This is a genomic window from Actinomadura violacea (genome assembly GCF_017573465.1).
GTDB lineage: Bacteria > Actinomycetota > Actinomycetes > Streptosporangiales > Streptosporangiaceae > Spirillospora > Spirillospora violacea.
In genome coordinates this window covers 330,575-356,200 of sequence record NZ_JAGEPF010000008.1, presented here as the reverse complement: position 1 = coordinate 356,200, position 25,626 = coordinate 330,575, and the positions used below count along the sequence as shown (strand labels likewise).

Here is a 25,626-nt window from a genome sequence, read left to right as displayed (position 1 = left end):
GTCCGCCGGCCGGCGGCCGGGCGCGGGCCGCGTGAGCGCCTCGGGCGAGGGCGCGTCCGGGGCCGGCGTCGTCGGCGTCCGCGCCGTTGCGGCCCGCATGTCCGGGGCCGTCGGCCCGGCGGCGGCCCCGGCGCGGACGGCGCTCTCCGGGTCGGTGCGGCCGGTCAGCTCCTCCAGCAGCCCGACGGCGGTGGGCCGCGCGGCCGGGTCCTTGGCGAGGGCCCGGCCGACGAGCTCGCGCAGCCGCGGTTCGAGGCCCTCCAGCCGCGGAGGTTCGTGCACGGTCCGGTAGAGCGTCTCGCCGACGGTCGCGCCGTCGAAGGGCGGCCGGCCGAGTCCGGCGAAGGCGACGACGCAGCCCCAGGCGAACACGTCGGCGGCGGGGGTGACCGGCAGCCCGAGCAGACCCTCGGGCGCCAGGTAGGAGGGGGTGCCCATCGTCTCGCCGGTCTCGGTCAGCGGGCCGCCGCCGGCCGCCTCCCGGGCGATGCCGAAGTCGATCACCCGGGGGCCGAACGGCGACAGCAGGATGTTGGCGGGCTTGAGGTCGCGGTGGACGACCCCGGCGCCGTGCACGGCGGTGAGCGCGGTGGCGACCCCGGCGGCCAGCCCCTCCAGGTCGGCGCCGCCGAGCGGGCCGTGCCGGGACACGGTCTCGTCGAGGGTCGGCCCGTGGATGTACTCGGTGACGATGTACAGCGGCTCCCCGTCGAGGTCGGCGTCCAGGACGGGCGCGGTGCAGAAGGGCCGCACGCGGCGCGCCGCCGCCACCTCCCGCCGGAACCGCTCCCGGAACCTCGGGTCGTCCGCGAGCCGCCGGTTGACGACCTTGACCGCCACCTCGTTGCCGTCCTGGTCCTCGGCCAGGTGGACGGTGCCCATGCCTCCCTCGCCGAGGACCCGTACCAGGCGGTACGGGCCGAGGTGCCGGCCGTGCAGAGGGGCTTCGCCAGCATCCGCCGAGGACATGCGTCCTGACGGTAGCCACTGCCCTTGGCGGCGGCAAGGGCGCGGGATCGCGGCCGCGCCGCGGCCGGCGCGGCCCTCCCGGGCCTCAGCCGCCTGCCCCCCAAGGGGCCTCAGCCGCCTGCGTCGCCGGGGTCCGGAGGCCAGAACACGCTGGACGCGCCGGACGCGACGCGGGCGCGCAGCTCGTCCACCGTGCGGACGCCCACCTCCGGTTCGTCGTGCCCGTTGAACACGACGAACCGCCAGCGGCGGGCGGCGGCGTCGACGATCCGCCAGGCCAGCCCTTCGCTGCCCTTCGTGCGGGAGATCTCCAGTTCCGCCTCGGCCACGACCCGGCCGCCGAGCCGCGCCTCGTACACGGCGAGCTCGTCCGGATCGTCCTCGGGGAGCCCGGTCAGGTGCACCCACACGTGCGCGTGGCCGTCGGAGAGCCTGGCGTCGCCGCGCTCGCCCGGGCCCGTCACGCCGCCGAGCGAGACGACGAGCTCGACGAACCGCGCGGGGTCGAGTTCCTCGCCGAAGACCAGGAAGACCGACTCAGCCACGGCGGCCTCGGTCAGGGCACGGGCTCGCCGAGATCGCGCAGGGCCTGCTTGAGCTCGTCCATGTTCTGCACGACGGTCGCATTGGTCTTCAGCCTCAGGTTCTTGATCGCCCCGTACTTCATGTTGGGCGCGTAGATGATGATGGGCTTGCCGGAGGGGTTGGTGATCGGGTTGCCGGTGTTGCGGGTCGCCTGGGAGACCTTGCCCTTGGCGTTCTTGCCGTTGGCCACCTCGATGATCGACTTGTTGGTCTCGATGTCGATCTCCCCGTCCTTGCCGTTCGGCCCGTACTTCTTCTCGAAGTTTCGCACGATGGACCGCAGCTCCCGGGCCACCTCGGCGGGCACCCGGACGTTGGCCTCGGGGGAGGCGGCGTTCTCCGCGATCTTCTTGTCGATGATCTTGTTGCGGGCCCGGTCGGCGTCCGCCCGCGCGTCCTGCGCCTCCTTCCGGTTCTCCGGCGTGGGGTCCTTCGCCGCGCGCTGCTCGGCGTCCCCGGCCATCTTCTCCAGCTCGTCGGAGAGGCCGTCGGCGTCCTCGTAGCGCTTGGCGGCGAGCGCGTCGTCGATCTCCTTGATCTTCTGCGCCCGCTCGGCGGTGCGGAGCTGCCGTTCCGCCTCGTCGGCGGCCTTGCGCGCCTTCTCCGCGTCGCCGCACTCGCCTCCCGCGCGCGCGGCCGGGAGCGCGGCCGTGAGCCGGGCCGGGAACGCCGCCGGGACGGCGGCCATCCGCCCGAAGAGGGCGGCCGGCCGCGGGGGGCCGAGGCCGACGGCCTTGCAGCCGGCGCGTCTGGCCTCCTGGTCGGCGTCGTCGGCCTTCTTGCGGGCGTCCGCGGCGGCCTTCCGGGCGGCGGGCACGTCCCCCGATCGGGCGGCCTTGCGCGCCCGGGCGGCGGCCTCCTCGGCCTCCTCGGCGAGCCGGGCCGCCTTGCTGAGCTTGCCGGCCTTGCCCGCCTCGTCGGCGACCTTGCCCAGCTTGCCGATCTTGCTGACGCCCTTGCCGATGTCGTAGTACGGGATGAACCACGAGCCCACGTTCCAGACGCCCCGGAAGACGGCCCGGACCTTCTTCCCGTTCCGCCAGTCCTCGCGGGACTTGTCGTCCCAGACGAGCAGCGGCACGGACTGCGTGGGGTGGGTGACGGCCCACCACAGGCCCTTCGCGGAGTTGACGGGGTGGACGACGAGGTCCTTGAGGCCGGTCAGGTCGCCCCAGACACCGCCCCAGAGCCCTTCGCCCGCATCCTTGAAGAAGGAGCCGACGCCCTTGAAGAAGCCGCCGACCTGATGGCCGAAGCCGCCCAGCGCGGCCTTCACGGGAGACTGCCCGGCGAAGGGCTTGTTCCATTGGGGACCCCATCCGTCCCGGGGCGCGCTCTTCCCGCCGTCGCCCGCGGGACGTCCGGTCGCCGGCGCGTCGCCGTCGCCGGTCCCCGTTCCCGTGCCGCCCCCGGTGCCCGGACCGCCGTCGTCGCCGGCCGGAGCGGAGACCGTGCAGCCCTTGCCCTGGAACGCCGAGCAGACCGCGTTGCGCGCCTTGGGCGTCAGGGCGCCCGGGATCACCGAGGCCAGGACCCCGATGACGACGGCGATGGAGACGAGCACGAGGGCGGCGTACTCGATGCCCGTCGCGCCGGAGTCGTCCCGTGCCCGCTCCCACCGCCTGCACAGCACCGCGCGCCCACCTCCCGCCGATCACGGATCCCCCGGAATGTAGGGGACGGCGGACGCCCGGCACCTGAGCCCAGGGACCCAGTCGAGGGCCCTGATTCGGGGCGTGGCCGGAACCGGCCGCGGGGGCTCAGAAGTAGGAGTCGGGGGCCACCGGGGCCCGGCCGGCGAAATGGCGCTTCGCCGGCGGACGGAACAGCAGGACCAGGATCACGACGGGCAGGACCAGGTTGGCGACGCCGCGCGGATCGCTCCGGCCGATGGCGGCGAGCGCGAGCAGGATGTAGAACGCCTCCAGCACGATGATCCCGCGCCGCAGCGCCTTGCCGCCGGTGGGCACGCGCAGCGCCAGCACGAGGCCGACCACCCCGGGCAGGACGAGCCAGGCGGCGGCGCCGAGGGCCGCCGCGGTGACGCCCACCGAGATCAGGAACGCCAGGGTCGTCAGCAGCGTGATGGCGGCGACCAGGAACATCAGGATCTGAACGGCTCTCACCGGCTTGGGCACGAGGCACCTCCCCGCCGACGCGGCGGTCGCGAATTCGGGCTCCCGACGCGAGCACCGTACGGCACCGCGGCGGCGCAGGGCGCCCCGCCGGCCGCACCGCCGCCGGGCACCGGCAATTGGGCCCCAGGGCCCTGTCGCGGCGTCCGGACCCGCGCCTACGGTTTTCCGACGGATTGGTCCGATCTTGGAGCGATGGGGACGCGGATGCTGCGCCGGATCCGGTACGGGGGCGGGGACCGCGGTGACGAGGGCGTCGCCACGGCGGCCGTGGTCATGACGGTGGCGGTGCTGCTCGCCGCGGGCATCCTCATCGTCGGCCGGATCGCGCAGGCCGACGACATGTTCACCCGTGCGCAGGCGGGCGCGGACGCCGCGGCGCTCGGCACGCTCGCCCCGCTGCGCGACCGCGCCGTGTCCCTGGCCCTGGACGGCATCGACCCGTCCGCCGCCGGCTACTGGTCGGTCGGCGCGCCGCCGGAGAGCGCCGCGGCCGAGTACGCCGCCCAGAACCGGATGAAGGTGACCCGGACGCGGCTCAGCGGCATGCGCGGCGACACCGCCATGGTCGAGGTGGCGACGAAGGAATGCCAGCTCAAGCGCAAGGAGGAGCTGACCGCGAAGGAACGCGACGATCTGCGGAACAAGCGCGACCTGTGCACCGACGCGCAGGGGAAGAAGGGGATCGGGCGGTTCGCGACGGCGAAGGCCGTCGCCGCGATGATCTCGCCGCAGTGCGCGTTCGACTTCGTGAACCCCTTGCCCGGCGCCACCGGCATCGGCCCGATCTCGAGGCTGAGGTGCGACAACGTCACGGTCTATCCCGGCGGTGACCGCGCTCGGGTGACCCGGCTGTTCAAGCTCCGCCTCGTCGATCACGAGAACCCGATCGCCTACGACGGCCGTCCCGACGGGCTCGGCGGGACGGCGGGCGGCGGCGGAGTGGTCGCCTCCGAGTGCGCCAAGACGGGCAAACGGCCGGCCGACGACCTCCCCTTCGGCGGCGCCGTCGTCGCGTGGGCGCTGTGCTGGCGGGGCACCGCCTACGCCTGGGGCGGCGGCAGCTATGACGGCCCGACGCGCGGGATCTGCTGTTCGCCGGGCGGTTACGACGGCCGCAACTATTACGGTTTCGACTGCAGCGGCCTGACGATGTACGCCGTTTACCAGGCATCGCGGGGCAGGATCGCCCTGGGGCATTTCACCGGCAGCCAACTCCACGACCCTCGTGGAACCGCGGTGCCGCTCGACCAATTGCAGGCAGGCGACCTGCTTTTCTTCGGACCGGACCCGAGCCATCACGTCGCCATCTATTACGGTGACAACCAGATGGTCGAGGCGCCGCAGACCGGTGACGTCGTGAAGATCTCGCCGCTGCGCCAGCCGGACTACGCACGACGATTCGGGTGACGGGCGCCCGCGGTCCCGGCCGCGCCCGGGCCGCGCACAGAAGGGAACCGCCGTGTCCCAGGTCATCGCCTTCGCCGCGGCCGCGGTCGCCGCGGCCGTGTGGGCCGCCGCCCTGCGGGGCCTGGCGCGGACGTGGCGGACCCGCCGCTGGCCCGAGGTGACCGGCGTCGCCGTGGAGATCAGGGAGAAGGAGCACTTCGACGAGGGCAGGCGCGACGTCCTCTACGCGCCGGTCGTCAGCTTCACGGCCCCCGACGGCCGGGAGGTCCGCGGCGTGTGCGGCGGCTGGTCGACGAGCCTGGCGCTGAAGGTGGGGGAGCCGGCGCGGATCAGGTACGACCCGTCCCGGCCCGAGCGGTTCCGCCTGGCGGGTCTGCGCCGCAGCGGCGCCTCCACTTATCTCGCGCTCGTCATCGGCGTTCCGCCGGTCGTGTATTTCGTCATCCTGCCGTTCATGTTTGGGTCCTGAGGCCCTGTCGCCCTAAATGGGCGCGTTCTACGGTTCCTGTGCATGGACGGGTTCTTCTCCCGTGCCCGCCGCGACCGTGGAGCATCGGGAATCGAGTACGCGGCGCTGGTCACGGTCGCGACGGTGGTCGTCGCGGCGCTGCTGCTCACGGTCTCCGGGGTATTCGCCGAGCAGGTGGGATCCGCCATTTGCCGGGTCTTCGGAGGGAACTGCGAATCCGGGACCAGAGGGGCGCGCCCGCTGACCTGGACCAGGTGCAATGTGGACGACAAGAACCGGTCGCTGGGATTCAACCTCGCGTTCCGCGGAATCCGCGGAGACGCCGCCGGCAAGGACGGGATCGTCACCCAGGTCGTGCCCGGGACCGGCCAGCGGACGGCGCAGGTGACGCTCACCGGGAGAAGCGGGCTGGGCGTGGAGACGGGGGACCGGACCGATGTCGGAAAGCTCGGCAAGCTGAACGACAGGCTGAAGGCGGGCGGCAAGGGAAAGATCAGCGTGTCGGCGTTCGCCGGCATCAACACCGAACTCGGTTTCCGCTACGACTTCAACGGCTCGGACGGGAAGGACCCGTACGCCGCCGCACAGAAATTCCTGGACTCCCGGCGCGGCTCGACCTGGAAGCGGGTGCTGAGCGGGCTCGGGGGCTCCGAGGGGGAGGCCGTGGAGAACGGCGCCGCCGAGGTGGTGCATGGAGCCAAGAAGGCCTGGGCGTGGATCCGCGGGAAGGACACCCGGAAAATGGACGCCGAGGAGGGGCAGACGCCCACGGCGATCACGTTCCGGGTGGGCGAGGAGGCGACCGCGGGCGGCCAGTGGAGCGGCGCCAAGCAGCTGGGCGGCGAGAAGGTGGGGCTCGGCCTGGAGGCGGGCGCCGAAGGCAAGCAGACGGCGTCCGGCGACGTCACCGTGGTCGTCGACGACAAGAAGAACCCGCAGAACAACGGGATGCGCATCTTCACGCAGAGGTTCACGCTGGACGCCAGCGGGAAGCTGCAGGGCGGCGCGGACTTCGGCCGGCTCTTTCCGGGCGCCTTCGACGCCGGCCTGAAGGCGGCGCTGGAGGGCGGCGCCGGAGTGGCCGGCACGCAGTCCGTGACGTTCGACCGGAACGGCGTTCCCACGCGGTTCACCCTCCAGCTCGACACCGAGTGGAAGGGCGGGAAGTCCTTGACCGTGAAGGGCGGGCCGAACGACAAGAAGACCGGCTCGGACAAGCACAAGGGCACCGAAGGCCACAAGACGAGCCGGCTCTACAGCCTGGACCTGACGGAACCGGAGAACAGGGCCGCCTTCGACCGCCTTTTCGTCACCGTCGGCGGAATGGTGGCCGTGCCCAGGCTGCAGAGCCCCCGCCACCTGGGCGAGGCACTGGACCAGTACGGCCGGGCGTTCGCCGCGCACGGCCAGCTCGTCCAGTTCGAGTACGACACGAGCGGGAACACGATCGAGGGCGGGAGCGTGCTCGGGGAGAAGGGCATCAAGCGCAAGGGGTTCGGCGCCGGCATGACCGATGACAAGACGTGGGCCCGGTACCGGTCGGGGAAGTACTTCGACAACGAGGCGCCGTCCGCGGGCTGGCAGGCGCTCGCGAACTGCCCGAGGGGCTGAGATGGGCCGCACTCGCACGCTCGCCGTCCTGACCGCCGTGCTCGCGCTGGCCTGTTGCCCGGGGTGCGGAGGGGGCGGCGGGCCGCGCTCCGCGGCCGGGCGGAGCCCGCTGCCCGGCGCCGTCGCCGTCGCCGCCCTGTCCTTCGTCCCGCCCGCGGGCATGGCCCGGATCACGCCGAGGCAGCGGGGCGTCGCGCTGGAGCTGTCGCGGGGCGCGGTGGCCGCGGACCCCGGGCGGCGGGTCCCGCCGCCCGGGGTCCAGGTGTTCCAGGAGGGACGCGACCTCGGCGGCGTGGCCCTGCGCGCCGAGCTCATCGAGGACATGATCAAGGGCGGCTCGCCGGACGCCCGGACCACCGGGCGGGCGGTCCGCGTGCCGGGCGCGACGGAGGCGGCGGTGCTGGAGACGACGTATCCGCAGGTGCCCAGCAAGCAGCTGGACGTGGTCATCGGCACGCCGTCGGGACCGCAGTACGACATCCGGTACGGCGGCGAGACGTCCGCCTATGACGAGGCGGCCGCGCGGCGGATCATCGCGACCGCACGGGTCTCGGAGGCCGCATGATGAGGGCCAGGGCCGTGCTCACCGGCGCCGTGGCGGCGATCGCCGGCACGGTGCTGCTCATGGCCGTGCTCGGCCTCGTCCAGGAGCCGGACTCCGGCCCCGGGCTCTCGGCCGGGGTCCTGTCCTGGGGGCTCGGCACGGCCGTGCGGGCCTGCGGCGGGTATCTCGCCGCCCGGATGTCCCTGCGGACGGGCAGCCCGCCGCGGGTCGCCGGCGCCGGAGCGCTCGCGGGCGCCGCCGGGTACACGGCCTTCCTCGCGCTGATGGCAGGGCTGGCCGGGCTGGGCGGGCACGCCGGGATCAGCGGCGGCGACCTGATCGGCCTCCCCGTCTGGACGCTGCAGGCGGCGGTGGGCGGGGGCCTCGCCGCCGTCCTGCACCGCGCGCGCATCGCGTCCGCGGCGAGGACGTCGCCCTGGTCCTACGGAGGATGAGGCGGTGACCGGGGGCGCGGGGCGGAGCCCGGCCGCGGCCCGGGCAGCGGTGCCCGGAGCCGGGCGCCGGAACGAGAACGCCGGACGGTGCGGACCGCGGGCGCCCGCCCGGTTATCGTGCACGTGGGTGCACCGGGTCCCGGCATGGGGAAGGGTCGATGGTCGCGTTCGTGTTGGTCCCGCTGGGGTTCGTCACCGGACTGCTCATGGCTCCGATGGCGGCACCGTACACCGGCGACGTCCCGCGCCGGCGGCGCCTGCTCATGGCGGCGACCACGGCGGCCGTCTACGGGCTGCTGGGGTGGCGGGCCGGGCTGAGCCCCGTCCTCCCGGCACTGCTCTACCTCGCGACCGTGGGCACCGTGCTCGCCTTCATCGACATGCGGGTCAAGCGGTTGCCGGACCGGTTCACGCTGCCCTCCTACGGCATCGCGGCGGTGCTGCTCGGGGCGGCGGCCCCGTTCGCCGGCGACGGGCTGAGCCGCGCCGAGCACGCCGTCATCGGGATGGCGGCGCTGTTCGCGATCTATGCCGTGCAGGCGTTCGCGGTGCCGTCGGGGATCGGGCTCGGGGACGTCAAGCTGTCGGGCGTGCTCGGGCTCTGCCTCGGCTGGTTCGGGCAGACCGCCTGGGTGACCGGGCTGCTGCTGACCTACCTGCTCGGCGGCTGCGCCGCCATCGCGATCATGGTCGTGCGGCGCAGCCGGAAGGGGGAGTTCCCGTTCGGGCCCTGCATGCTGGCCGGGACGCTCGTCGCGGTGCTGGCGGCGGCGGGGTAGCGGTCACGCGCAGGGGTTCTTCTGCCCGGCCTTGACGCCTCCCTTGATCTTGTTGAGGGTCTGCGGGGCGAAGTGGACGCCGTTCCTGCCGAGGACGAGCCGGACGCCACCCGCGGGGGCGGAGCCGTCGGCGGTGAGGAGCGCGTCGGGGACGTCGCGGGCGAGCGCGGACGCCTGGGCCTCGGCGGACGGGTTGTAGACGAGCCGGCTCTCGGCGGCGGGGGCGGCCTTCCCGGTCTTCGCCGCGACCTTGAAACCGCGCTTGGCGAGCTGCTTGAGCGCGCGCTGGACCGCGGCCTTGGGGGCGCCCGCGTCGACGACGGTGACGGCGACCTTGCCGGGGTCGGGCGGGGCCTGCTCGGCGGGGCCGGGCTTGGCGGGGGCGGCGGGCAGGTCGTTGTCGTGCCGGATCGCGTCGAACAGCGGCTTGGCCTGCTGCTGGTTCCACTGGACGCGGTTGGGGTCGGGGGCGTAGCCCTCCACCGGGACGGTGACGAACCGGACCTTGCCGGCGTCCATTCCCTTGAGGCCGTCGGCGAGCTTCTTCATGGTCGCGAGGTCGAGGCCGTCGTCGGTGGTCAGCGACTTGGTCGCGGCCTTGAGGAACTTGTAGGTCTTCGCCGGGTCGGTGAGCACCGAGCCGCTGGTGGCCTTGTCGACGACGGCCGCCATGAACTTCTGCTGCCGCTGGATGCGCTCGAGGTCGGAGCCGTCGCCGAGGGAGTAGCGGGCGCGGACGTAGCCGAGCGCCTGGGTGCCCTTGACGGTCTGCTTGCCGGCCTTGAGGTGCAGTTCGGCGCGGGGGTCGTTGACGGGCTTGTCGACGCAGATCTGGACGCCGCCGAGCGCGTCGACCATCCGCTTGAAGCCGGAGAAGTCGATCTGCACGAAGTGGTCGATGTGGATGCCGGTGAGGCCCTCCAGGGTCTTCCACGTGCAGGTCGGCCCGGCGAGGGAGAACGCCGAGTTGAGCATGCCGAACTGGGCGGGGACGGTGCCGCCGCCGTCCTTCTTGCACTCGGGGATCTTCACCATCGAGTCGCGGGGGAAGCTGATGCCGACGGCCTGGTCGCGGTTGGGCGACAGGTGCAGCAGGATCGCGGTGTCGGAGCGGGCGCCGGAGACGCCGTCGGCGGCGTACTCGGCGTTGCCGCCGGAGCGGGTGTCGGAGCCGAGCAGCAGGATGTTGAGCGACTTGTTGAGCTTCTTCGGCCGGTTGGAGCCGAGCTGCCCGCCGACGTGCTTCTGGTCGATGCCGCCGACGAGGTCGTGGTAGAGCCAGGCGGCCCCGGCCCCGCCGAGCAGGACGACGGACGCGGCGCCGATCGCGGTCCAGCGCAGGAACCGGCGGCGCCGTGCGCGGGCGGCCGGGGCCCGCGGCGGGCCGGCGTCGCCGTCCGGCCCGGCCGGCTCGTCGGGGTTGCTGTGGGCGGCGGTGTCCCCCGCGAGGTCGTCGCGGCCGGGGTCTTTGTCGCTCATTCGTCCAGTTTCGGGCGGGCCCTGTCCGGGGCGCGTGGTCTGGGAGGGTTCGTCAGTCTAGGCAGGGGGCGGGAGGTGCGTACGTCTCCTTATTGGATGCGCGATACGCCCGTTCTGTTGTCATCTCCGGTTGAATTGTGGCTCTGATCCCTTGCGGTCGCGTTTTCCGTACGATCTCTCCCGTGGACGGGGCATGGGTGGTCGGCGGCCGGTTCGTCCTGCTCGACCGGATCGGCGCGGGCGCGACGAGCCGGGTGCGGCGCGCCTACGACCGGGTGGAGCGGCGGTACTGCGCGGCGAAGCTCGTCCGGTGCGACGGCCGGACGTCGGTGCTGCGGGTGGTGCGCGAGCAGGCGCTGCGGCTCGCGCATCCGCACGTGGTGACGCCCTACGCGTCGTGCATGGCGGGCGAGGACGTGCTGCTGGCGATGGACCTGGTGGGCGGCGGGTCGCTGGAGACGCTGCTCGGCGACTACGGGCGGCTGCCGCCGGAGTACGCGGCGGAGGTGCTGGACCAGATGCTGGCCGCGCTCGGCCGCATCCACCGGGCGGGGATCGTCCACCGCGACGTGAAGCCGGCGAACCTGCTGCTGGAGCCGAGCCCGGTCGGCGCGCCGCACGTGCGGCTCGCCGACTTCGGGATCGCGCTCGGCGACGACGACGTGCGGTTCACCACGACCGGGTTCGCGGTGGGCACGCCGGGCTACCTGGCGCCGGAGGTGCTCGACCGGGACCGTCCGGGGCCGCGGCAGGACCTGTACGCGGCGGGCATGGTCGGCTGGCGGATGCTGACCGGGGCGGGCGATCCGGAGCCGCGGCAGCGGATCGGGGCGCGGCCCGCCGGGGTGCCGCCGATGCTGTGGACGGTGCTGTCGCACCTGTGCGACCCGGATCCGGCGCGGCGGTTCGCGGACGCGGACGCCGCGCGCCGGGCCCTCGCCCCGCACCGCCCGGACCTGCGGTTCCCCGCCCTCACCGTGGACGGCGAACCGCTGCAGATCTTCGACCACCTCGGCGCGCCGCCGGCGCACGCCCGCTGACCGCGCCGCCCGCCCGGCGCCGGGCGGGTCGGGTCAGGACGTCCGGTAGACGATCTCGACGCGGCGGTTCTTGGCGCGGCCCTCCGGGTCGTCCTTGCCGCCGCTCTCGTTCGGTGCGACCGGCCTGGTCTCGCCGTACCCCTTGGCGTCGATCCGCGGGCCCGCCCCCTTCAGGACGTTCAGCAGTTCGGACTTGACCGCGTCGGCGCGCTGCTTCGACAGCGTCAGGTTGTAGCCGGCGTCGCCGATGGAGTCGGAGTGGCCGGACACCTGGACGGCGCCGCGGGCCTGCCGGAGGCGCGGGGCCAGGTCGGCGATGCGGCGCCGCGCGGCGGCGGTGAGCGTCGCCTTGCCGAAGTCGAACAGGACGTCCGCCGAGAGGCTGACGGTGACCTGCCCGCCGTCGGTCTTCTCCTGCTCCAGCGAGACGACCGACTCCTTGAGGTCGAGGGCGACGACGGAGGCGCCGGTGTCGAGGGACAGCACGCTCGCCGTCAGGTTCGGGTCCGGCGCGCCGGGCTCCGCGGCGGCCGCCGCGACGGGCGGGACGGCGAGTACCGCGCTCAGCGCGCCCGCGACGACGGCGGTCCTGCGCATGCGGTTCACCGCTGGACCGGGACGTCGTGGAACGTCGGCCACGACCCGATCTGCACGTCGATGGCCTTCACGTTCTCCGGCGGGGCGGCGAAGGTGTAGTAGAAGGGTGTGGCCTGCTCGTTCGTCATGTTGGTGAAGATGTCGTCCGTGCCGAGCGACTTGCCGTCGGAGTCCTTCACGATGTTGTAGCGCTTGAGGTTCACCGGGTCGATCAGGGACGTGCCGAGGCCGTGCTCGCCGTTGAGCCGGTAGGCGTTGATGCGCTGGCCGCCCGGGACGTGCGGGGTCATCCGGGTGGTGAGCGTGGCCAGCGCGCCCTTCACGCGCAGCCCCATGATGGCGATGTCGACCTTGGCGCCCTGGGCCATCGGGCTGTCGAAGGTGCCCTTCACCAGGGCTTCGGTGGCGTTGTCGAGGTTCGCCCCGTTCACGGTGCTCTTGGGCGCCGCGGCGGACGTCGGGGCGCCGGCGCCGGCTCCGGCGCTTTTGCCGGAGCCGTTGCCGGCGTCGCCGTCGGAGTCGGAGCAGCCGGCGAGCGAGCCGGCGAGCAGCAGGGCGGCGGCCGTCATCGCGGCCGGGCGGGGTGACAGGCGCATGTACGGCCCTTTCCGGTTCGTCGCATATGCAAAGAGTCTTTGCCGTGGCACCATGGTTGTGGGCCACGGTCCATCATTGCGTTCGAGAAGGTAGCGTTTGCAACTGCGAAAAGTCAAGGGGGCGGCGAAATGGGCGTTGCCGCGGAGACGGTCGTCCGGAACCGGGTGCTGCAGACCGAGTGGTACGGCGAGCCGCTGGGCGATCGCGTCCGCCGGCTGCTGGCCCGCCTCGACCTCTCGCAGTCGGCGCTCGCCGGCGTCCTCGGGCTGTCGGCGCCGATGCTGTCGCAGCTGATGTCGGCGCAGCGCGCGAAGATCAGCAACCCGGCCGTCCTGCACCGGCTGCTGGCCGCCGAGGAGCTCGCCGCCGATCCGGGCTTCCGGTCGATGCCGGCGGCCGAGGTCAAGGAGCGGCTGGCGGCGATCGGCGCCGAGACGGCGGCGACGACCTCGGGCCTGCGGCTCGCGGACTCCGGCCGCGCCGCCGGCGGCCGGCCGTCCGACGGCGCCGCGCAGGGCGGCCCACCGCACGGCGACCTGGCGCAGGGCGGTGCAGCGCAGGGCAGTGCAGCGCAGGGCGGGGTCGCGGACGGGGCGCCCGTGCACGCCGAGCAGCCGGCGCGGGTCGTCCAGTCGCTGCTGCGCGAGGTCGCCTCCGCCGCCGACATCGAGGCCGCAGCCGGGCTCATCGGCGACCGCTTCCCGGACCTCGCGGAACTGCTGCGCGTCTACGGGAACGGGCGCACGAGCGAGGCCGAGGCCCACTACGCCCGCGTCGTCCGGGGCGCCCGCGGCTACTGAGCGCGACCACCGTCCGCCGCCCCGCCCCCGCCGCCGCGGTGGCCGGTCGGTCATGCCGTGGCGCGCTCGTCTCCATTCCGCTGGGCCATAACGACTGGTTATGAGAACCGGCCGGTGCAGTATCGCGTTTCGAGGGCTAAAGTCTGTGGTCAGGGTCACATACGGGTCTGGCTGTTATGTATGTCACAGCTCCTGCGGCTTGGCGTAGGGTCGCTTCGCTGGAAGCGCACACGAGGCGTCACCGTCCGCATCCGGGACGGTGCCTCTGGCCGGGCGCGACGGCCGCGCGAGTGCGCTCAGACCGTGGTACGGGGACACGACGACCCGAGCTCAGGAGAGCGATCGATGAGCACTATGGAGGCGCCGGCCAAGTCGCGCGCCCAGATCAAGGAACGCACGCTCCGCAAGGACAACTGGCGCCTGTATCCGATCACCACATTCGTGATCTTCACGGCGTGGGTGGTGTACGCGACGGTCAGGGCGTTCTGGGGCGCGGCGTTCTACGTCCCCGAGTACCACTACCTGACGCCGTTCTACTCGCCCTGCCTGAACGACATCTGCAACAACGTCACCGTCAACGGGCACACCGGCGACGCCGCGGAGTTCGGCACCTTCCTGCCGGCCGGCACCAGGGGCTTCATCCCCTTCGCCATCATCACGCTGCCGTTCCTGCTGCTGTTCCGGCTGACCTGCTACTACTACCGCAAGGCCTACTACCGCTCGTTCTGGGCGGCGCCGCAGGCCTGCGCGGTCCGCGAGCCGCACGGCAAGTACACCGGCGAGCGCCGCTTCCCCCTCATCGGCCAGAACCTGCACCGCTACTTCTGGATGGCCGCGTTCCTCATCTCCGTCATCAACACCTGGGACGCGGTCCGCGCCTTCCACGGCAAGGACGGCGGGTTCGGCATCGGGCTCGGCACGATCATCCTCGTCGCGAACGTGGTCCTGCTGTGGCTGTACACGCTGTCGTGCCACTCGTGCCGGCACATCGTCGGCGGGCGGCTGAAGAACTTCTCCAAGCACCCCCTCCGGTACCGCATGTGGGGCTGGGTCTCCAAGATCAACCAGAACCACGGGACCTACGCCCTGATCACGCTCGGCTCGCTGGTGGTGGCCGACGCCTACGTCGCGTTCGTGGCCGGCGGCGTCTTCTCCGACCCCCGCATCTTCAACTGAGGCCAAAGGATCATGACTGAGATCGAGAGGCACGCCTACGACGTCGTGGTGATCGGTGCCGGCGGCGCCGGGCTGCGGGCGGCGATCGAGGCCCGCCTCCAGGGCAAGAAGACCGCGATCATCTCCAAGTCGCTGTTCGGCAAGGCGCACACGGTGATGGCGGAGGGCGGCGCCGCCGCGGCGATGGGGAACGCCAACCCCAACGACAACTGGATGGTGCACTTCCGCGACACCATGCGCGGCGGCAAGTTCATGAACAGCTGGCGGATGGCCGAGCTGCACGCCAAGGAGGCGCCCGAGCGCATCTGGGAGCTGGAGCACTGGGGCGCGCTGTTCGACCGCACCAAGGAAGGCAAGATCAGCCAGCGCAACTTCGGCGGGCACGAGTACCCGCGGCTGGCGCACGTCGGCGACCGGACGGGCCTGGAGCTGATCCGCACCACGCAGCAGAAGATCGTCGCGCTGCAGCAGGAGGACCACGCCGAGACCGGCGACTACGAGTCCCGGCTCAAGGTGTGGGCCGAGACGACCGTGACGCGGCTGCTCAAGGACGGCGACCGGATCTGCGGCGCGTTCGCCTACGTCCGCGAGACCGGCAGGTTCGTGGTGTTCGAGGCGCCGGCGGTGGTGCTGGCGACCGGCGGCATCGGCAAGGCGTTCAAGGTGACGTCGAACTCCTGGGAGTACACCGGCGACGGGCACTCGCTGGCGCTGCTGGCCGGCGCGACGCTGCTGAACATGGAGTTCGTGCAGTTCCACCCGACCGGGATGGTCTGGCCGCCGTCGGTGAAGGGGATCCTCGTCACCGAGTCGGTGCGCGGCGACCGCGGCGTCCTCAAGAACTCCGAGGGCAAGCGGTTCATGTTCGACTACGTCCCCGAGGTGTTCAAGAACCAGTACGCCACCACCGAGGCCGAGGGCGACCGCTGGTACGACGACCCCGACAACAACAAGCGGCCGCCGGAGCTGCTGCCCCGCGACGAGGTCGCGCGCGCGATCAACTCCGAGGTGAAGGCCGGCCGGGGGTCGCCGCACGGCGGGGTGTTCCTCACCGTCGTCGACCGGATGCCGGGCGGCGCGGCGGAGATCGTCCGGCGGCTGCCGTCGATGCACCACCAGTTCAAGGAGCTGGCGGACGTCGACATCACCAAGGAGCCGATGGAGGTCGGGCCGACCTGCCACTACGTGATGGGCGGCGTCGAGGTCGACCCGGACACCGGCGCGGCGAAGGTGCCGGGCCTGTTCGCGGCCGGCGAGGTCTCCGGCGGCATGCACGGCTCGAACCGGCTCGGCGGCAACTCCCTGTCGGACCTGCTCGTCTTCGGCCGGCGGGCCGGGCTCGGCGCGTCGGAGTACGTGGACGGCCTGCCCGAGCGTCCCGCCGTCCCCGAGGCGGAGGTCGAGGCGGCGGTCACCGAGGCGCTCGCGCCGTTCGAGCGGGAGGACGGCGAGAACCCCTACGCCGTCCACGCCGAGCTGCAGCAGACGATGAACGACCTGGTCGGCATCATCCGCAAGGAGGGGGAGCTGCAGCAGGCGATCGAGGCGCTCGGCAAGCTGCGCGAGCGGGTCGCCAACGTCGGCGTCACGCCGGTCGCGGTGGGCGACGACGGCCGCGGCTACCACCCGGGCTGGCACCTGTCGCTGGACCTGCGGAACATGATGCTGGTGTCGGAGGCGGTCGCGAAGGCGGCGCTGGAGCGGCAGGAGAGCCGCGGCGGGCACACCCGCGACGACTACCCGCAGATGTCGGCGGACTGGCGGAAGGTGAACCTGGTCTGCGGCCTCGCCGGCGACCCGGCGTCCCCGCACGTCGAGCTGAAGCGGCAGCCGATGGTGCCGATGCGCGAGGACCTGCTCGCGCTGTTCGAGACCGACGAGCTGAAGAAGTACCTCACCGCCGAGGAGCTGCCGGCCGAGGTGGCCGCCGAGCCGGCGCCGGCGGAGGCGTCCGCCGAGGAGGACTCCGCCGAGGAGAACGAGGAGGGCGACCGATGAGCTACGAGGCCAAGTTCAAGGTCTGGCGCGGCGACGACGGTGCGGGCGAGCTGACGGACTACACGGTCGAGGTGAACGAGGGCGAGGTCGTCCTCGACATCATCCACCGGCTGCAGGCGACGCAGGCGCCCGACCTCGCCGTCCGGTGGAACTGCAAGGCCGGCAAGTGCGGGTCGTGCTCGGCGGAGATCAACGGCATGCCGCGGCTGATGTGCATGACGCGGATGTCCACCTTCACCGAGGACGAGACGATCACCGTCACGCCGATCCGGACGTTCCCGGTGATCCGCGACCTCGTGACGGACGTGTCGTTCAACTACGAGAAGGCGCGGCAGATCCCCTCGTTCGACCCGGGCGACGTCAAGCCGGGCGAGTTCCGGATGCAGCAGGAGGACGTCGAGCGCTCGCAGGAGTTCCGCAAGTGCATCGAGTGCTACCTGTGCCAGAACGTCTGCCACGTGATCCGCGACCACGAGGAGAACAAGCCCGAGTTCGCCGGGCCGCGGTTCCTCATGCGGATCGCGGAGCTGGAGATGCACCCGGCCGACCAGGCGGACCGGCGTGAGATCGCGGCGAAGGACCACGGCCTCGGGTTCTGCAACATCACCAAGTGCTGCACCGAGGTGTGCCCCGAGCACATCAAGATCACCGACAACGCGCTGATCCCGATGAAGGAGCGGGTCGTCGGCCGCAAGTACGACCCGGTCGTGTGGCTCGGCACCAAGCTCGGCATCGTCAGGAAGGGGCAGGACACCCCCTCCGCCTGAGGCGGCGGACGGCCCCGGTGACGGCGGGCGGCGACGGCGGGCGGCGATGCCCCCGGACCGCCGCCCGCCGTACCGCCGTTCCCCAGAACGCCGTGCTCGCCGCCGGGGGCACGGCGCCCCTGTCCACCGTGCCTCCGCGCAAGCCGGGCGCTGGCGGCCCCGGGGCCGCACACGCCGCGATCAACCTTGGCGCCGTCGGGCTCGGCTGAATAGGGAAGATTGCACACAACGCGTGACAAATTCGTGATTGTCCCCCGGGACCCGTGCCGCCGGGTTCCCCTTAGCGTGGTGGGCATGAGCCCCCTCGAACCGGGTTCGTTCCTCGCCGAGCTCACCCCGGCGGAACGCGGCGACCTGGAAGCGCGCGGCCGTGTCCGCGACTTCGCGCGGGGGGACGCGCTGTTCGTCGAGGGCGACCGGTCCAGCTGGGTGGCCGTCCTGCTGAGCGGCCGGGTGAAGGCGTTCTCCTACCGCGAGCACGGCGGCGAGGCGCTGCTCGCGGTGCGCGGGCCGGGCGCGCTGCTGGGGGAGGTCGCCGCGATCGACGGGCTGCCGCGCTCGGCGACCGTCGCCGCGCTGGAGCCGGCGCGGGCCCTCGCCGTCACGGCCGAGGAGTTCATGGCGTTCCTGCAGGCGCACGGGCGGGTGTCCATCATCATCATGCGGATGCTGTGCCAGCGCTGGCGCGACGCGGACCGCAAGCGCGTCGAGTTCGGCATGTTCGACGCGACGGGACGGGTGGCGCAGCGCCTCGTCGAGCTGGCGGAGCGGTTCGGGCAGCCCTACGAGGACCGCGCGGGCGGCGGCGCGGGCGCGGGTGCGGCGGGACGCGGCGCCGGGCAGAGCGTCCGGATCACGCTGAACCTGTCGCAGGAGGAGCTGGCCGGCTGGGTCGGCGCGTCGCGGGAGGCGGTCAGCAAGGCGCTGCGGACGCTGCGGCGGCACGGCTGGATCGAGACGGGCCGGCGCCGCCTGATCGTGCACGACATCCAGGCGCTGCGCAGGCACGCGCGCTAACGGCAAAGCCGGTCGCGGACGGCCGTACGGCGGGCCCGTACCCTGTGCAGGATGCAGTTACAGCAGCTCGCCTACTTCGTCGCGGTCGCTGAGGTTCGCCATTTCACGCAGGCCGCCGAACTCCTGCGTGTGGCGCAGCCGTCGCTGTCCAAGCAGATCCGCGCGCTGGAGACCGAGCTGAACGCGCCGCTGTTCTCCCGCGCGCGCGGGAACATCACCTTGACGCCCGCGGGGGAGGCGCTGCTTCCGCTGGCCAAGCGCATCCTCGCCGACGTGGACACCGCGCGGCTGGAGGTGCAGGAACTGACCGGGCTGCGCCGGGGGCGCGTCCGGCTCGGCGCTACACCGTCGCTATGCGCGGGCCTTCTCGCGGACGTATTGCGCCGCTTCCACGACGCCTATCCCGGCATCCAGTTGCTGGTGGAGGAGGGCGGTTCGCGCGACCTGGTCAAGGAGCTGACCCGAGGTTCCCTCGATCTCGCCCTGGTCATCCTGCCGCTGCACGGCGACCCGCCCCTGGACACCACGCCGATACTGCGCGAGTACCTGGTCGTGGCGTCCCCAGTGGGGACCGACGACGGCGACTCCAAGGCGGTGCAGATGCCGCGCCGCTCCTATCTCCGTATCGAGGACCTGCGGAACCGTCCGCTGGTGATGTTCCGCTCGGGCTACGACCTGCGCGAGGCGACGATCAGCGCGTGCCGGGCCGCCGGGTTCGAGCCGCGGTTCGCGGTCGAGGGCGGCGAGATGGACGCCGTCCTGCGGTTCGTCGAGGCGGGTCTCGGGATCGCGGTCGTGCCGAGCATGGTGCTCGCGGGACGGCCCGGCCTGCGCGGGACGCCGCTCGTCCTGGCCGACGAGGAGGCCCGGCGCGGCCATCAGGGGCCCGGCCTGCTCCGCACCATCGCCCTGGCGCACCGCAAGGACGTCGACCTGACGCATGCGGCGCGCGCCTTCCAGGACCTTCTGATGATGTTCCTCGTGGAGGCGGGCGCGGCGGGAAGCCTGCCCGCCGGGGTCGAGAGCCTCGTCAACGACTGATCAGCCGCTCGGAGCGGCGGCCGGCGGTCAGCGCAGGTCGTCGGCGGCCGGCAAGCTGAAGAAGCTCCAGACCAACACCGTCATCCGCGGCGCCGACGGCCGGTGGCGGCTCGCCGCCTTCCAGAACACGCTGCACAAGTCGCTGATGGAGGCCGTCTCCTTCAAGTTCCAGCCCGCCACGAAGCCCGCCGCGAAGCCGGCTGCGAGCCCCGCCGCCCGCTGATCCGCATCCGGCGGCCGGGCCGCCCGCGGCGTTGTACGGTTGCGGGATACGGGCGGCGGGCGGCGAGGGGAGGCCGGTGTGGACGACCGCACCTCCCGGCAGCGCCGTTTGGTGAGGCTGCTGGCGGGCTTCTTCGGCTTCGCCCTGACCGCCACCCTGTCCGTCGTCCCGAACGCCGCGGCCGTCGAGATCGTCCGGATCGGGACGGCCGCCGCCGCGAGTGGCGCCGGCTCGCGGGGCCTGGCGTCCTCGCCCGCCCGGGACCGCCGTTCCGCGCCCGCCTGGCCGCGGTTCTCCGCGGCGGACGTCCACCTGTGGAAACGGCTCGGGTTCGTCTCGGGCGAGACGCAGAGCCCGCACGCGGCTCTGCCGTCCGCCGCTCCCGACCTGGCGCTCCAGCGGGTCCGCGTCGCGGCCGCCCGGTCGCGCACGGCCGTCCCGGCGTCCGTCCACACCGGCACCGTCCAGGTGCGCGGGCCTCCCATCAGCACGGGTTCCTGACGCTCACCAGTCATCGGCCGCAGTAGTCCTGCGGACGCTGCGGCGTCCCCGTACGGAGGTCGGTCATCTTCCGCTTCGCCATGCGGCGAGCGCGCCATGCGCTCGCCCGGTTCGCCCTGCCCGCGCACTGTCCGGACGCGGCGTGCTGACCGCGGTCGCCCGCGTGTTCCGGACCCCGGAACTGCGCAAGAAACTGCTGTTCACCCTTTTCGTCGTCCTCGTGTTCCGGCTCGGGCAGAACCTGCCCATGCCGAACGTGGACGTCACCGCGTTGAAGTCCGCCGCCGACGCCGCGAAGAAGAGCAACCAGCTGTACGGGCTGCTCGACCTGTTCAGCGGCGGCGCGCTGCTGAAGCTGTCGGTCTTCGCGCTCGGCATCTACCCCTACATCACCGCGAGCATCATCCTGCAGCTGCTCACGGTGGTCGTCCCGAAGCTGGAGGCACTGAAGAAGGAAGGGCAGACCGGCACCACCAGGATCACGCAGTACACCCGCTACCTCACCGTCGCGCTGGCGGTCCTGCAGGGCGCGAGCGTCGTGGCGATGACGTCCGCCGGGCAGCTCTTCCAGGGCTCGGACGGCATCCTGCGCGACAAGGGGATCTTCCCGATCGCGACGATGGTCGTGTGCATGGTCGCCGGGACGGCCGTCACGATGTGGCTCGGCGAGCTCGGCACCGAGCGGGGCGTCGGCAACGGCATGTCCGTGCTGATCTTCACGCAGGTCGTGGCGGTCTTCCCCGGCCAGCTGTGGGGCATCTACCAGGCCAAGGGCGGGTTCGTGTTCGCGCTCGTGATCATCGTCGGGCTCGCGATCATGGCCGGGATCGTGTTCGTGGAGCAGGCGCAGCGGCGCATCCCGGTGCAGTACGCCAAGCGGATGGTCGGACGCCGCGTCTACGGCGGCACCTCGACCTACCTCCCGCTGAAGGTGAACCAGGCGGGGATCATCCCCGTCATCTTCGCCTCGTCGCTGCTGTACCTGCCGGCGCTGGCCACGCGCCTGTGGCCGGACGCGAAGTGGCTGCAGCGGGTCCAGCCCTACCTCGACCAGACGAACCCGTGGCACATGAGCGCGTTCTTCGCGCTCATCGTGTTCTTCACCTACTTCTATGTGGCGATCACCTTCAACCCGGCGGAGGTCGCCGGGAACATGCAGAAGTACGGCGGGTTCGTGCCCGGCATCCGGCCGGGACGTCCGACCGCCGAGTACCTCGACCACGTCCTGACCCGCGTCACCGCGCCCGGGGCGCTCTACCTGGGGCTCGTCGCGCTCATCCCGATGGCGGCGCTCGCGCTCCTGGACGTCGGGGACCAGTTCCCGTTCGGCGGGACGACGATCCTCATCGCGGTCGGCGTCGCGCTGGACACCGTCAAGCAGATCGAGAGCCGGCTCCAGCAGCACAACTACGAAGGGTTCCTCGCCTGACCGCGGTCCGCCGCCGGGACGAGGTGTCCCGGCGGCGGCCGGGCCGGTGGGTCACAGGTGCGGGGTGAGGGCGGCGAGCAGGTGGCGCTTCGGCTTGGCGCCGACCATCTGGTGGACGACCTCGCCGTCCTTGTAGAGGGTCAGCGTGGGGAAGCCGAGGACGCCGTAGCGGGCGGCGATGTCGGGGTTCTCGTCGCCGTTGAGCGAGGCGATGGTGAGGCGGTCGCCGAGTTCGGCGTCGAGCTGCTCAAGGATCGGCGCGATCATCTTGCACGGCGGGCACCAGTCGGCCCAGAAGTCGACCAGGACGGGGCCCGGGGCGTTCAGCACCCGCTCGTCGAAGGTCGCGCTGGTCACCGTGATCATTCGTCGCCTCCTGGGGGACGGTGCAGCCCGGGCAGGCCCGGGCGAGTTGGGCGGCCACGTCGGCACGGCGCCGGACGAGGGTGCGGATCTCGGCGTCGATCTCGGCGAGCTTGCGGCGGTAGACCGCGACCGGCTCGGGGCACGCGTCGCCGGTGGCGTGGCCGGAGCGCAGGCAGTCGATGAACGGGCGGGTGTCCTCCAGCGTGAAGCCCGCCGCGAGCAGCGACCGGATCTGCGCGACGAGCCGCAGGTCGGACTCGTCGTACTGGCGGTAGCCGTTGGGCGCGCGGCGCGCGGTGATCAGCCCCTGCTGCTCGTAGAAGCGCAGCGTGCGGGTGCTGACGCCGGCGCGTTCGGCCAGCTCGCCGATCAGCATCGCAGACCCTCCTTCGGTGGCCGTCAGCGACCGTAAGCCTTGACGTGCGCGTCAAGGTCAAGCGGCGCGTCAAGATCGAGCGGCGCGGGCTCGGGGCGGGAGTCGAACGACTCCCGGGCGGTGAAGATGTCGGGCACGTGCGCGACGGCCCAGTCCGCGATGGCGCCGGTGAGGCGGCCGGCCTCGGTGCCGAGCGGGGTGAGGGCGTACTCGACGCGCGGCGGGACGGTCGGGTAGACGGCGCGGCTGACCAGGCCGTCGCGTTCGAGGGCGCGCAGGGTCTGGGTGAGCATCTTCTGGGTGATGCCGTCGAGGGCGCGGCGCATCTCGTTGAAGCGCATCGGGCCATCGCTGTGGCGGAGGGCGGCGAGCACGTAGAGCGTCCACTTGTTGGCGAGGACCTCGATGACCGTGCGGGACGGGCAGTCGCGCCGGCTGGTGAGGGGCCAGCGGTCGGCGGGGGTGGTATCCATAAGGTACCTGGATATCAAACAGGTGCCTTCTTCACAATGGATACCTATCTCCTCCAGCATGGACGCCGTGCGGTCGGGTGGCCGCGGGAGAGGGTGTCGGAGATGCGTGCTGTGATCCAGCGGGCGTGGGGCGGTCCGGACGTGCTGGAGGTCGCCGAGGTCCCGCGGCCGGAAGCGGGGCCGGGCGAGGTGCTGGTCCGGGTCGCGGCGGCCGGGGTGAACCCGGCGGACTGGAAGATCCGTTCGGGGGCCGTGCGCAGGTTCGGGGAGCCGCCGTTCACGCTCGGGCTGGACGTGGCGGGCGTGGTCGAGGCCGTCGGCGGCGGGGTGTCCGGGTTCCGGCCGGGGGACGCGGTGTTCGGCAACACGGCCCCGCCGGACGGTTCGTACGCCGAGTTCGTCGCGGTTCCGCAGGAGCGGCTCGCGCACGTGCCGGACGGGCTGGACCTCGTGCACGCGGCGGCGCTGCCGACCGCCGCGCTGACGGCGTGGCAGCCGCTCGTCCGGGTCGCCGGGGTGAGCGCGGGGCAGCGGGTGCTCGTGCACGCCGCGGGGGGCGGGGTCGGTCACCTGGCCGTGCAGATCGCGAAGGCGCGCGGCGCGTACGTGATCGGCACGGCGCGGGCCGCCAAGCACGCGTTCCTGCGCGGGCTCGGCGCCGATGAGCTGGTCGACTACACGGTGGAGGACTTCGCGGAGGCCGTCCGGGACGTCGACGTGGTCCTGGACCCGATCGCCGGCGACTACGGGCCCCGGTCGCTGCGGACGCTGAAGCCCGGCGGGCTGCTCGTCGACGTGCGCGGCACCGGCCCCGACCGGACGGAGGTGCGGCGGCTGGCGGACGAGGCGGGCCTGCGGTTCACCGGGTTCGGGTTCGCGCCGTCCGGCGCCGATCTGGCGGAGCTCGCGGGAGCCGGGGTGCGGGCCGTGGTCGACGAGGTGCTGCCGCTGGAGGACGCGGCGAAGGCGCACGCGCTCAGCGAGACGGGACGGGTGGCGGGGAAGATCGTCCTCGCCGTGTGAGCTCGAGCTGCCGCGTGAGCCGGAGCCGGACGAGGTGGAAAAGTGCGGCGGGCGTCGCGGCGGCCCACAGGATCGCGGCGCCCGCGTGCTGGTCGTGCAGGGGAGTGGCGCCCCAGTGGCGTCCGAGTCCTTCGTACCAGCCGCCGCCGAGGACGGTCCCGTCCAGCATGAGGACGATCCCGGCGGCGGCCAGCAGCGGCGGCAGGACGAGCGGTACGCGCACGCTGCCGAAGAAGGCCAGGCCGATGCCGAGGAAGCATGCCATCGCCAGTGAGTGGAGCGCGTGGTTGGCGAGCGACGCACCGAACAGGGGCGAGACGTAGTACGCGTAGAGGCTCGCAAGGAACAGCGCCGAGGACACGACCGGTTCCCTGAGGAACCGCACACCACGGCTGCACGCGATGGCGTCGAACAGCGAATCCGCAGGCGCGAGGCGCAAGGGACGCCCATACAGAAGCAGTATCGGCGCGACCACTCCGACCAGTACGTGCTGCAAGGCGTGGGCGCTGAACAGGACCATGCTGTAGCGGGCGATGCCGCTGCCCATGGCGAACAGTAGGACGCTCAACCCGGCGGCCCATGCGACGCTACGGCGAACGGGCCAGTGCCCAGCCCGTGCCACCCCGACCCCGTACAGGACGGCCCCGGTGAGGACGAGCACCAGGAACAACGGGTCCATCCACCAGTGCGTCATATAGGCGGCGAAGTCGGCGGGGCCGGGCAGCGGGAAGCCGAGCCGCAGCGCCACGGCGTCGATGGTGCCGGGCGCGACCTCGGGCGGCGGCGTCCGTGACAGGCCGGTGGCCAGCGCCATCGTCGCGGCCATCACGACGATCTCGGCTGACCCGAGCCGCACGAACGGCCGGGTCGCCGATGCCAGCGAGGGGATCGTATTGCGGCGGTGCCACCAGCCCATGGCGCCGAGGGCGGCGAGCGCGACGGCCTTCGCCGCCACGAGCGCGCCGTAGCGGGATCCGAGGTGCAGGCCGCCGAGCCGCACCCACGCGTTCACCGCGCCGCTCGTCCCGACGACGGCGAACGCCACGAGGGCGAGGCGGCTGTAGCGCTCCACGACGGAGGGCAGCAGGTCGCGGATGTCGGGCGCGAGCAGGACGAGTGCCACGAGCCCGCCGATCCAGAGCGAGGCGCCCGCGATGTGGGCGGCGAGGCTGTAGACGGCGAGGGCGTGGTGGGAGCCGGTCGCGGCGTGGCCGGTGAACAGCGGCGGCATCAGCCCGGCGAGCGCGCCGAGCAGCAGGTATCCGGCGGCGGCGCGCAGCCGCGCGGCCCACCAGAGCGCGGCGGCGATCCCGAAGACGAGGACGAGCGCGCGGCCCTGCGGCAGGTCGAGGAGGAACGTCCGCAGCATGCCGCGGGTGATCCCGGCGAGCCCGACCCCGAACAGGTCGGACACGCTGAACGCCGCGAGCGCGAGCGTGCACAGCGCCCAGGCCTGCGCGCTCAGCGACGCCGCCCGCAGGCACCGGCTCGCCGCGTCCGCCGCCGGGACGTACACGGCCGCGGCCAGCAGCCAGCCGACCGTCACGGTGGACGCGATGTTGACGCCGAGCTTGGCGACGGTGAGGCCGGTCTCGGTCAGCGCGCCGGCCTCCGACAGCCCGGGCGCGGCGGCGGCGCCGAGCGAGCCGCCGAGCCGCACGACCAGCGCGAGGACGAGCAGGGACACCGCGAGCGCCGCCGTCACGAGGACCGGCCGGTCGGTTGCGGGCGCCTGCCGCGGTCGCATTGCCACGGCGGGAGATACG

28 protein-coding genes are annotated in these 25,626 nt (G+C 72.7%); 16 read left to right on the top strand and 12 right to left on the bottom strand.

The window, feature by feature from the left end; translation table 11 throughout:
- From J4709_RS14865 to J4709_RS14850, 4 genes are all read right to left on the bottom strand, one after another.
- On the bottom strand, window positions 1–969 hold a 969-nt coding region (locus J4709_RS14865), incomplete at its 3' end, for a serine/threonine-protein kinase (protein ID WP_208241063.1).
- Between the two features lie 110 nt (window positions 970–1,079).
- On the bottom strand, window positions 1,080–1,514 hold the full coding sequence (locus tag J4709_RS14860; RefSeq protein ID WP_208241062.1) for a hypothetical protein: 435 nt from the start codon (window positions 1,512–1,514) through the stop codon (window positions 1,080–1,082).
- An 11-nt stretch (window positions 1,515–1,525) separates the two neighbouring features.
- Entirely contained in the window at window positions 1,526–3,187 is a 1,662-nt protein-coding gene (locus J4709_RS14855; RefSeq protein WP_208241061.1) for a Flp family type IVb pilin, read from the bottom strand.
- A gap of 127 nt (window positions 3,188–3,314) precedes the next feature.
- Window positions 3,315–3,692 (bottom strand): hypothetical protein, encoded by a 378-nt coding sequence (locus J4709_RS14850; RefSeq protein WP_208241060.1) that lies wholly within the window; start codon window positions 3,690–3,692, stop codon window positions 3,315–3,317.
- Between the two features lie 192 nt (window positions 3,693–3,884).
- On the opposite strand from J4709_RS14850, the gene J4709_RS14845 reads away from it, so the two are divergent.
- The 6 genes from J4709_RS14845 (at window position 3,885) to J4709_RS14820 (ending at window position 8,957) form a co-directional block, all read left to right on the top strand.
- Window positions 3,885–5,099 carry a C40 family peptidase gene (locus tag J4709_RS14845; protein WP_208241059.1) on the top strand — a complete coding sequence of 405 codons (1,215 nt, stop codon included), beginning with the start codon at window positions 3,885–3,887 and terminating at the stop codon, window positions 5,097–5,099.
- A gap of 52 nt (window positions 5,100–5,151) precedes the next feature.
- Window positions 5,152–5,568: a DUF3592 domain-containing protein gene (locus J4709_RS14840; RefSeq protein WP_208241058.1), complete on the top strand. Its 417-nt coding sequence runs from the start codon at window positions 5,152–5,154 to the stop codon at window positions 5,566–5,568.
- Window positions 5,569–5,610: 42 nt separating this feature from the next.
- Window positions 5,611–7,179 carry a hypothetical protein gene (locus J4709_RS14835; RefSeq protein WP_208241057.1) on the top strand — a complete coding sequence of 523 codons (1,569 nt, stop codon included), beginning with the start codon at window positions 5,611–5,613 and terminating at the stop codon, window positions 7,177–7,179.
- Window position 7,180: 1 nt separating this feature from the next.
- Window positions 7,181–7,744, top strand: a complete 564-nt coding sequence (locus J4709_RS14830) for a hypothetical protein (RefSeq protein WP_208241056.1) — start codon at window positions 7,181–7,183, stop codon at window positions 7,742–7,744.
- On the top strand, window positions 7,741–8,178 hold the full coding sequence (locus tag J4709_RS14825) for a hypothetical protein (RefSeq protein WP_208241055.1): 438 nt from the start codon (window positions 7,741–7,743) through the stop codon (window positions 8,176–8,178). Before J4709_RS14830 ends, J4709_RS14825 begins: the two co-directional genes overlap by 4 nt.
- A 158-nt stretch (window positions 8,179–8,336) precedes the next feature.
- The gene (locus J4709_RS14820) at window positions 8,337–8,957 is read left to right on the top strand and encodes a prepilin peptidase (RefSeq protein WP_208241054.1); all 621 of its coding nucleotides are present in this window, start codon (window positions 8,337–8,339) and stop codon (window positions 8,955–8,957) included.
- Window positions 8,958–8,960: 3 nt separating this feature from the next.
- Here the strand turns inward: J4709_RS14820 and J4709_RS14815 are convergent, their stop codons facing one another.
- Entirely contained in the window at window positions 8,961–10,436 is a 1,476-nt protein-coding gene (locus J4709_RS14815) for an LCP family protein (RefSeq protein ID WP_208241053.1), read from the bottom strand.
- A gap of 182 nt (window positions 10,437–10,618) precedes the next feature.
- Here J4709_RS14815 and J4709_RS14810 point away from each other — a divergent pair, with 182 nt between their 5' ends.
- Window positions 10,619–11,476, top strand: coding sequence for a serine/threonine-protein kinase (locus tag J4709_RS14810; protein WP_208241052.1), 858 nt, complete (start codon window positions 10,619–10,621; stop codon window positions 11,474–11,476).
- A gap of 33 nt (window positions 11,477–11,509) precedes the next feature.
- Here the strand turns inward: J4709_RS14810 and J4709_RS14805 are convergent, their stop codons facing one another.
- The gene (locus J4709_RS14805) at window positions 11,510–12,073 is read right to left on the bottom strand and encodes an OmpA family protein (RefSeq protein WP_208241051.1); all 564 of its coding nucleotides are present in this window, start codon (window positions 12,071–12,073) and stop codon (window positions 11,510–11,512) included.
- A gap of 5 nt (window positions 12,074–12,078) precedes the next feature.
- Window positions 12,079–12,669 carry a hypothetical protein gene (locus tag J4709_RS14800; protein ID WP_208241050.1) on the bottom strand — a complete coding sequence of 197 codons (591 nt, stop codon included), beginning with the start codon at window positions 12,667–12,669 and terminating at the stop codon, window positions 12,079–12,081.
- Window positions 12,670–12,798: 129 nt separating this feature from the next.
- On the opposite strand from J4709_RS14800, the gene J4709_RS14795 reads away from it, so the two are divergent.
- The 6 genes from J4709_RS14795 to J4709_RS14770 all read left to right on the top strand — a co-directional run bounded on the left by J4709_RS14795 (window position 12,799) and on the right by J4709_RS14770 (window position 19,469).
- Window positions 12,799–13,470, top strand: coding sequence for a helix-turn-helix domain-containing protein (locus J4709_RS14795; RefSeq protein WP_208241049.1), 672 nt, complete (start codon window positions 12,799–12,801; stop codon window positions 13,468–13,470).
- 345 nt (window positions 13,471–13,815) lie between these two features.
- Complete coding sequence (sdhC, locus tag J4709_RS14790) at window positions 13,816–14,646, top strand: succinate dehydrogenase subunit SdhC (RefSeq protein ID WP_208241048.1); 831 nt, start codon at window positions 13,816–13,818, stop codon at window positions 14,644–14,646.
- A gap of 12 nt (window positions 14,647–14,658) precedes the next feature.
- Window positions 14,659–16,644: a fumarate reductase/succinate dehydrogenase flavoprotein subunit gene (locus J4709_RS14785; protein WP_208241047.1), complete on the top strand. Its 1,986-nt coding sequence runs from the start codon at window positions 14,659–14,661 to the stop codon at window positions 16,642–16,644.
- Entirely contained in the window at window positions 16,641–17,411 is a 771-nt protein-coding gene (locus tag J4709_RS14780; protein WP_208241046.1) for a succinate dehydrogenase/fumarate reductase iron-sulfur subunit, read from the top strand. The genes J4709_RS14785 and J4709_RS14780 overlap by 4 nt, the downstream gene beginning before the upstream one ends.
- Window positions 17,412–17,705: 294 nt before the next feature.
- The gene (locus J4709_RS14775; RefSeq protein WP_208241045.1) at window positions 17,706–18,428 is read left to right on the top strand and encodes a Crp/Fnr family transcriptional regulator; all 723 of its coding nucleotides are present in this window, start codon (window positions 17,706–17,708) and stop codon (window positions 18,426–18,428) included.
- A 51-nt stretch (window positions 18,429–18,479) separates the two neighbouring features.
- Window positions 18,480–19,469, top strand: coding sequence for a LysR family transcriptional regulator (locus J4709_RS14770; RefSeq protein WP_208241044.1), 990 nt, complete (start codon window positions 18,480–18,482; stop codon window positions 19,467–19,469).
- A gap of 27 nt (window positions 19,470–19,496) precedes the next feature.
- Here J4709_RS14770 and J4709_RS14765 read toward each other — a convergent pair whose 3' ends face one another.
- Entirely contained in the window at window positions 19,497–19,649 is a 153-nt protein-coding gene (locus tag J4709_RS14765) for a hypothetical protein (protein ID WP_208241043.1), read from the bottom strand.
- Between the two features lie 121 nt (window positions 19,650–19,770).
- Here J4709_RS14765 and J4709_RS14760 point away from each other — a divergent pair, with 121 nt between their 5' ends.
- A complete protein-coding gene (locus J4709_RS14760; protein ID WP_208241042.1) occupies window positions 19,771–20,193 on the top strand; it encodes a hypothetical protein in 423 nt (140 codons plus the stop codon).
- 142 nt (window positions 20,194–20,335) lie between these two features.
- Window positions 20,336–21,622, top strand: a complete 1,287-nt coding sequence (secY, locus tag J4709_RS14755; RefSeq protein ID WP_208241041.1) for a preprotein translocase subunit SecY — start codon at window positions 20,336–20,338, stop codon at window positions 21,620–21,622.
- A gap of 51 nt (window positions 21,623–21,673) precedes the next feature.
- Here the strand turns inward: secY and trxA are convergent, their stop codons facing one another.
- The 3 genes from trxA to J4709_RS54715 are packed head-to-tail and all read right to left on the bottom strand — an operon-like array spanning window position 21,674 to window position 22,837.
- Window positions 21,674–21,988, bottom strand: coding sequence for a thioredoxin (gene trxA / locus J4709_RS14750; protein WP_208241040.1), 315 nt, complete (start codon window positions 21,986–21,988; stop codon window positions 21,674–21,676).
- Window positions 21,870–22,364, bottom strand: coding sequence for a MerR family transcriptional regulator (locus tag J4709_RS14745; RefSeq protein WP_208241039.1), 495 nt, complete (start codon window positions 22,362–22,364; stop codon window positions 21,870–21,872). The genes trxA and J4709_RS14745 overlap by 119 nt, the downstream gene beginning before the upstream one ends.
- A gap of 23 nt (window positions 22,365–22,387) precedes the next feature.
- Window positions 22,388–22,837, bottom strand: coding sequence for a winged helix-turn-helix transcriptional regulator (locus J4709_RS54715; RefSeq protein ID WP_208241038.1), 450 nt, complete (start codon window positions 22,835–22,837; stop codon window positions 22,388–22,390).
- A 102-nt stretch (window positions 22,838–22,939) separates the two neighbouring features.
- Between J4709_RS54715 and J4709_RS14735 the strand changes: the two genes are divergently transcribed.
- The gene (locus tag J4709_RS14735; protein ID WP_208241037.1) at window positions 22,940–23,860 is read left to right on the top strand and encodes an NADP-dependent oxidoreductase; all 921 of its coding nucleotides are present in this window, start codon (window positions 22,940–22,942) and stop codon (window positions 23,858–23,860) included.
- Here J4709_RS14735 and J4709_RS14730 read toward each other — a convergent pair.
- Window positions 23,814–25,607 (bottom strand): bifunctional copper resistance protein CopD/cytochrome c oxidase assembly protein, encoded by a 1,794-nt coding sequence (locus J4709_RS14730; RefSeq protein ID WP_232383520.1) that lies wholly within the window; start codon window positions 25,605–25,607, stop codon window positions 23,814–23,816. The genes J4709_RS14735 and J4709_RS14730 overlap by 47 nt on opposite strands.
- Window positions 25,608–25,626 lie beyond the last annotated feature (19 nt).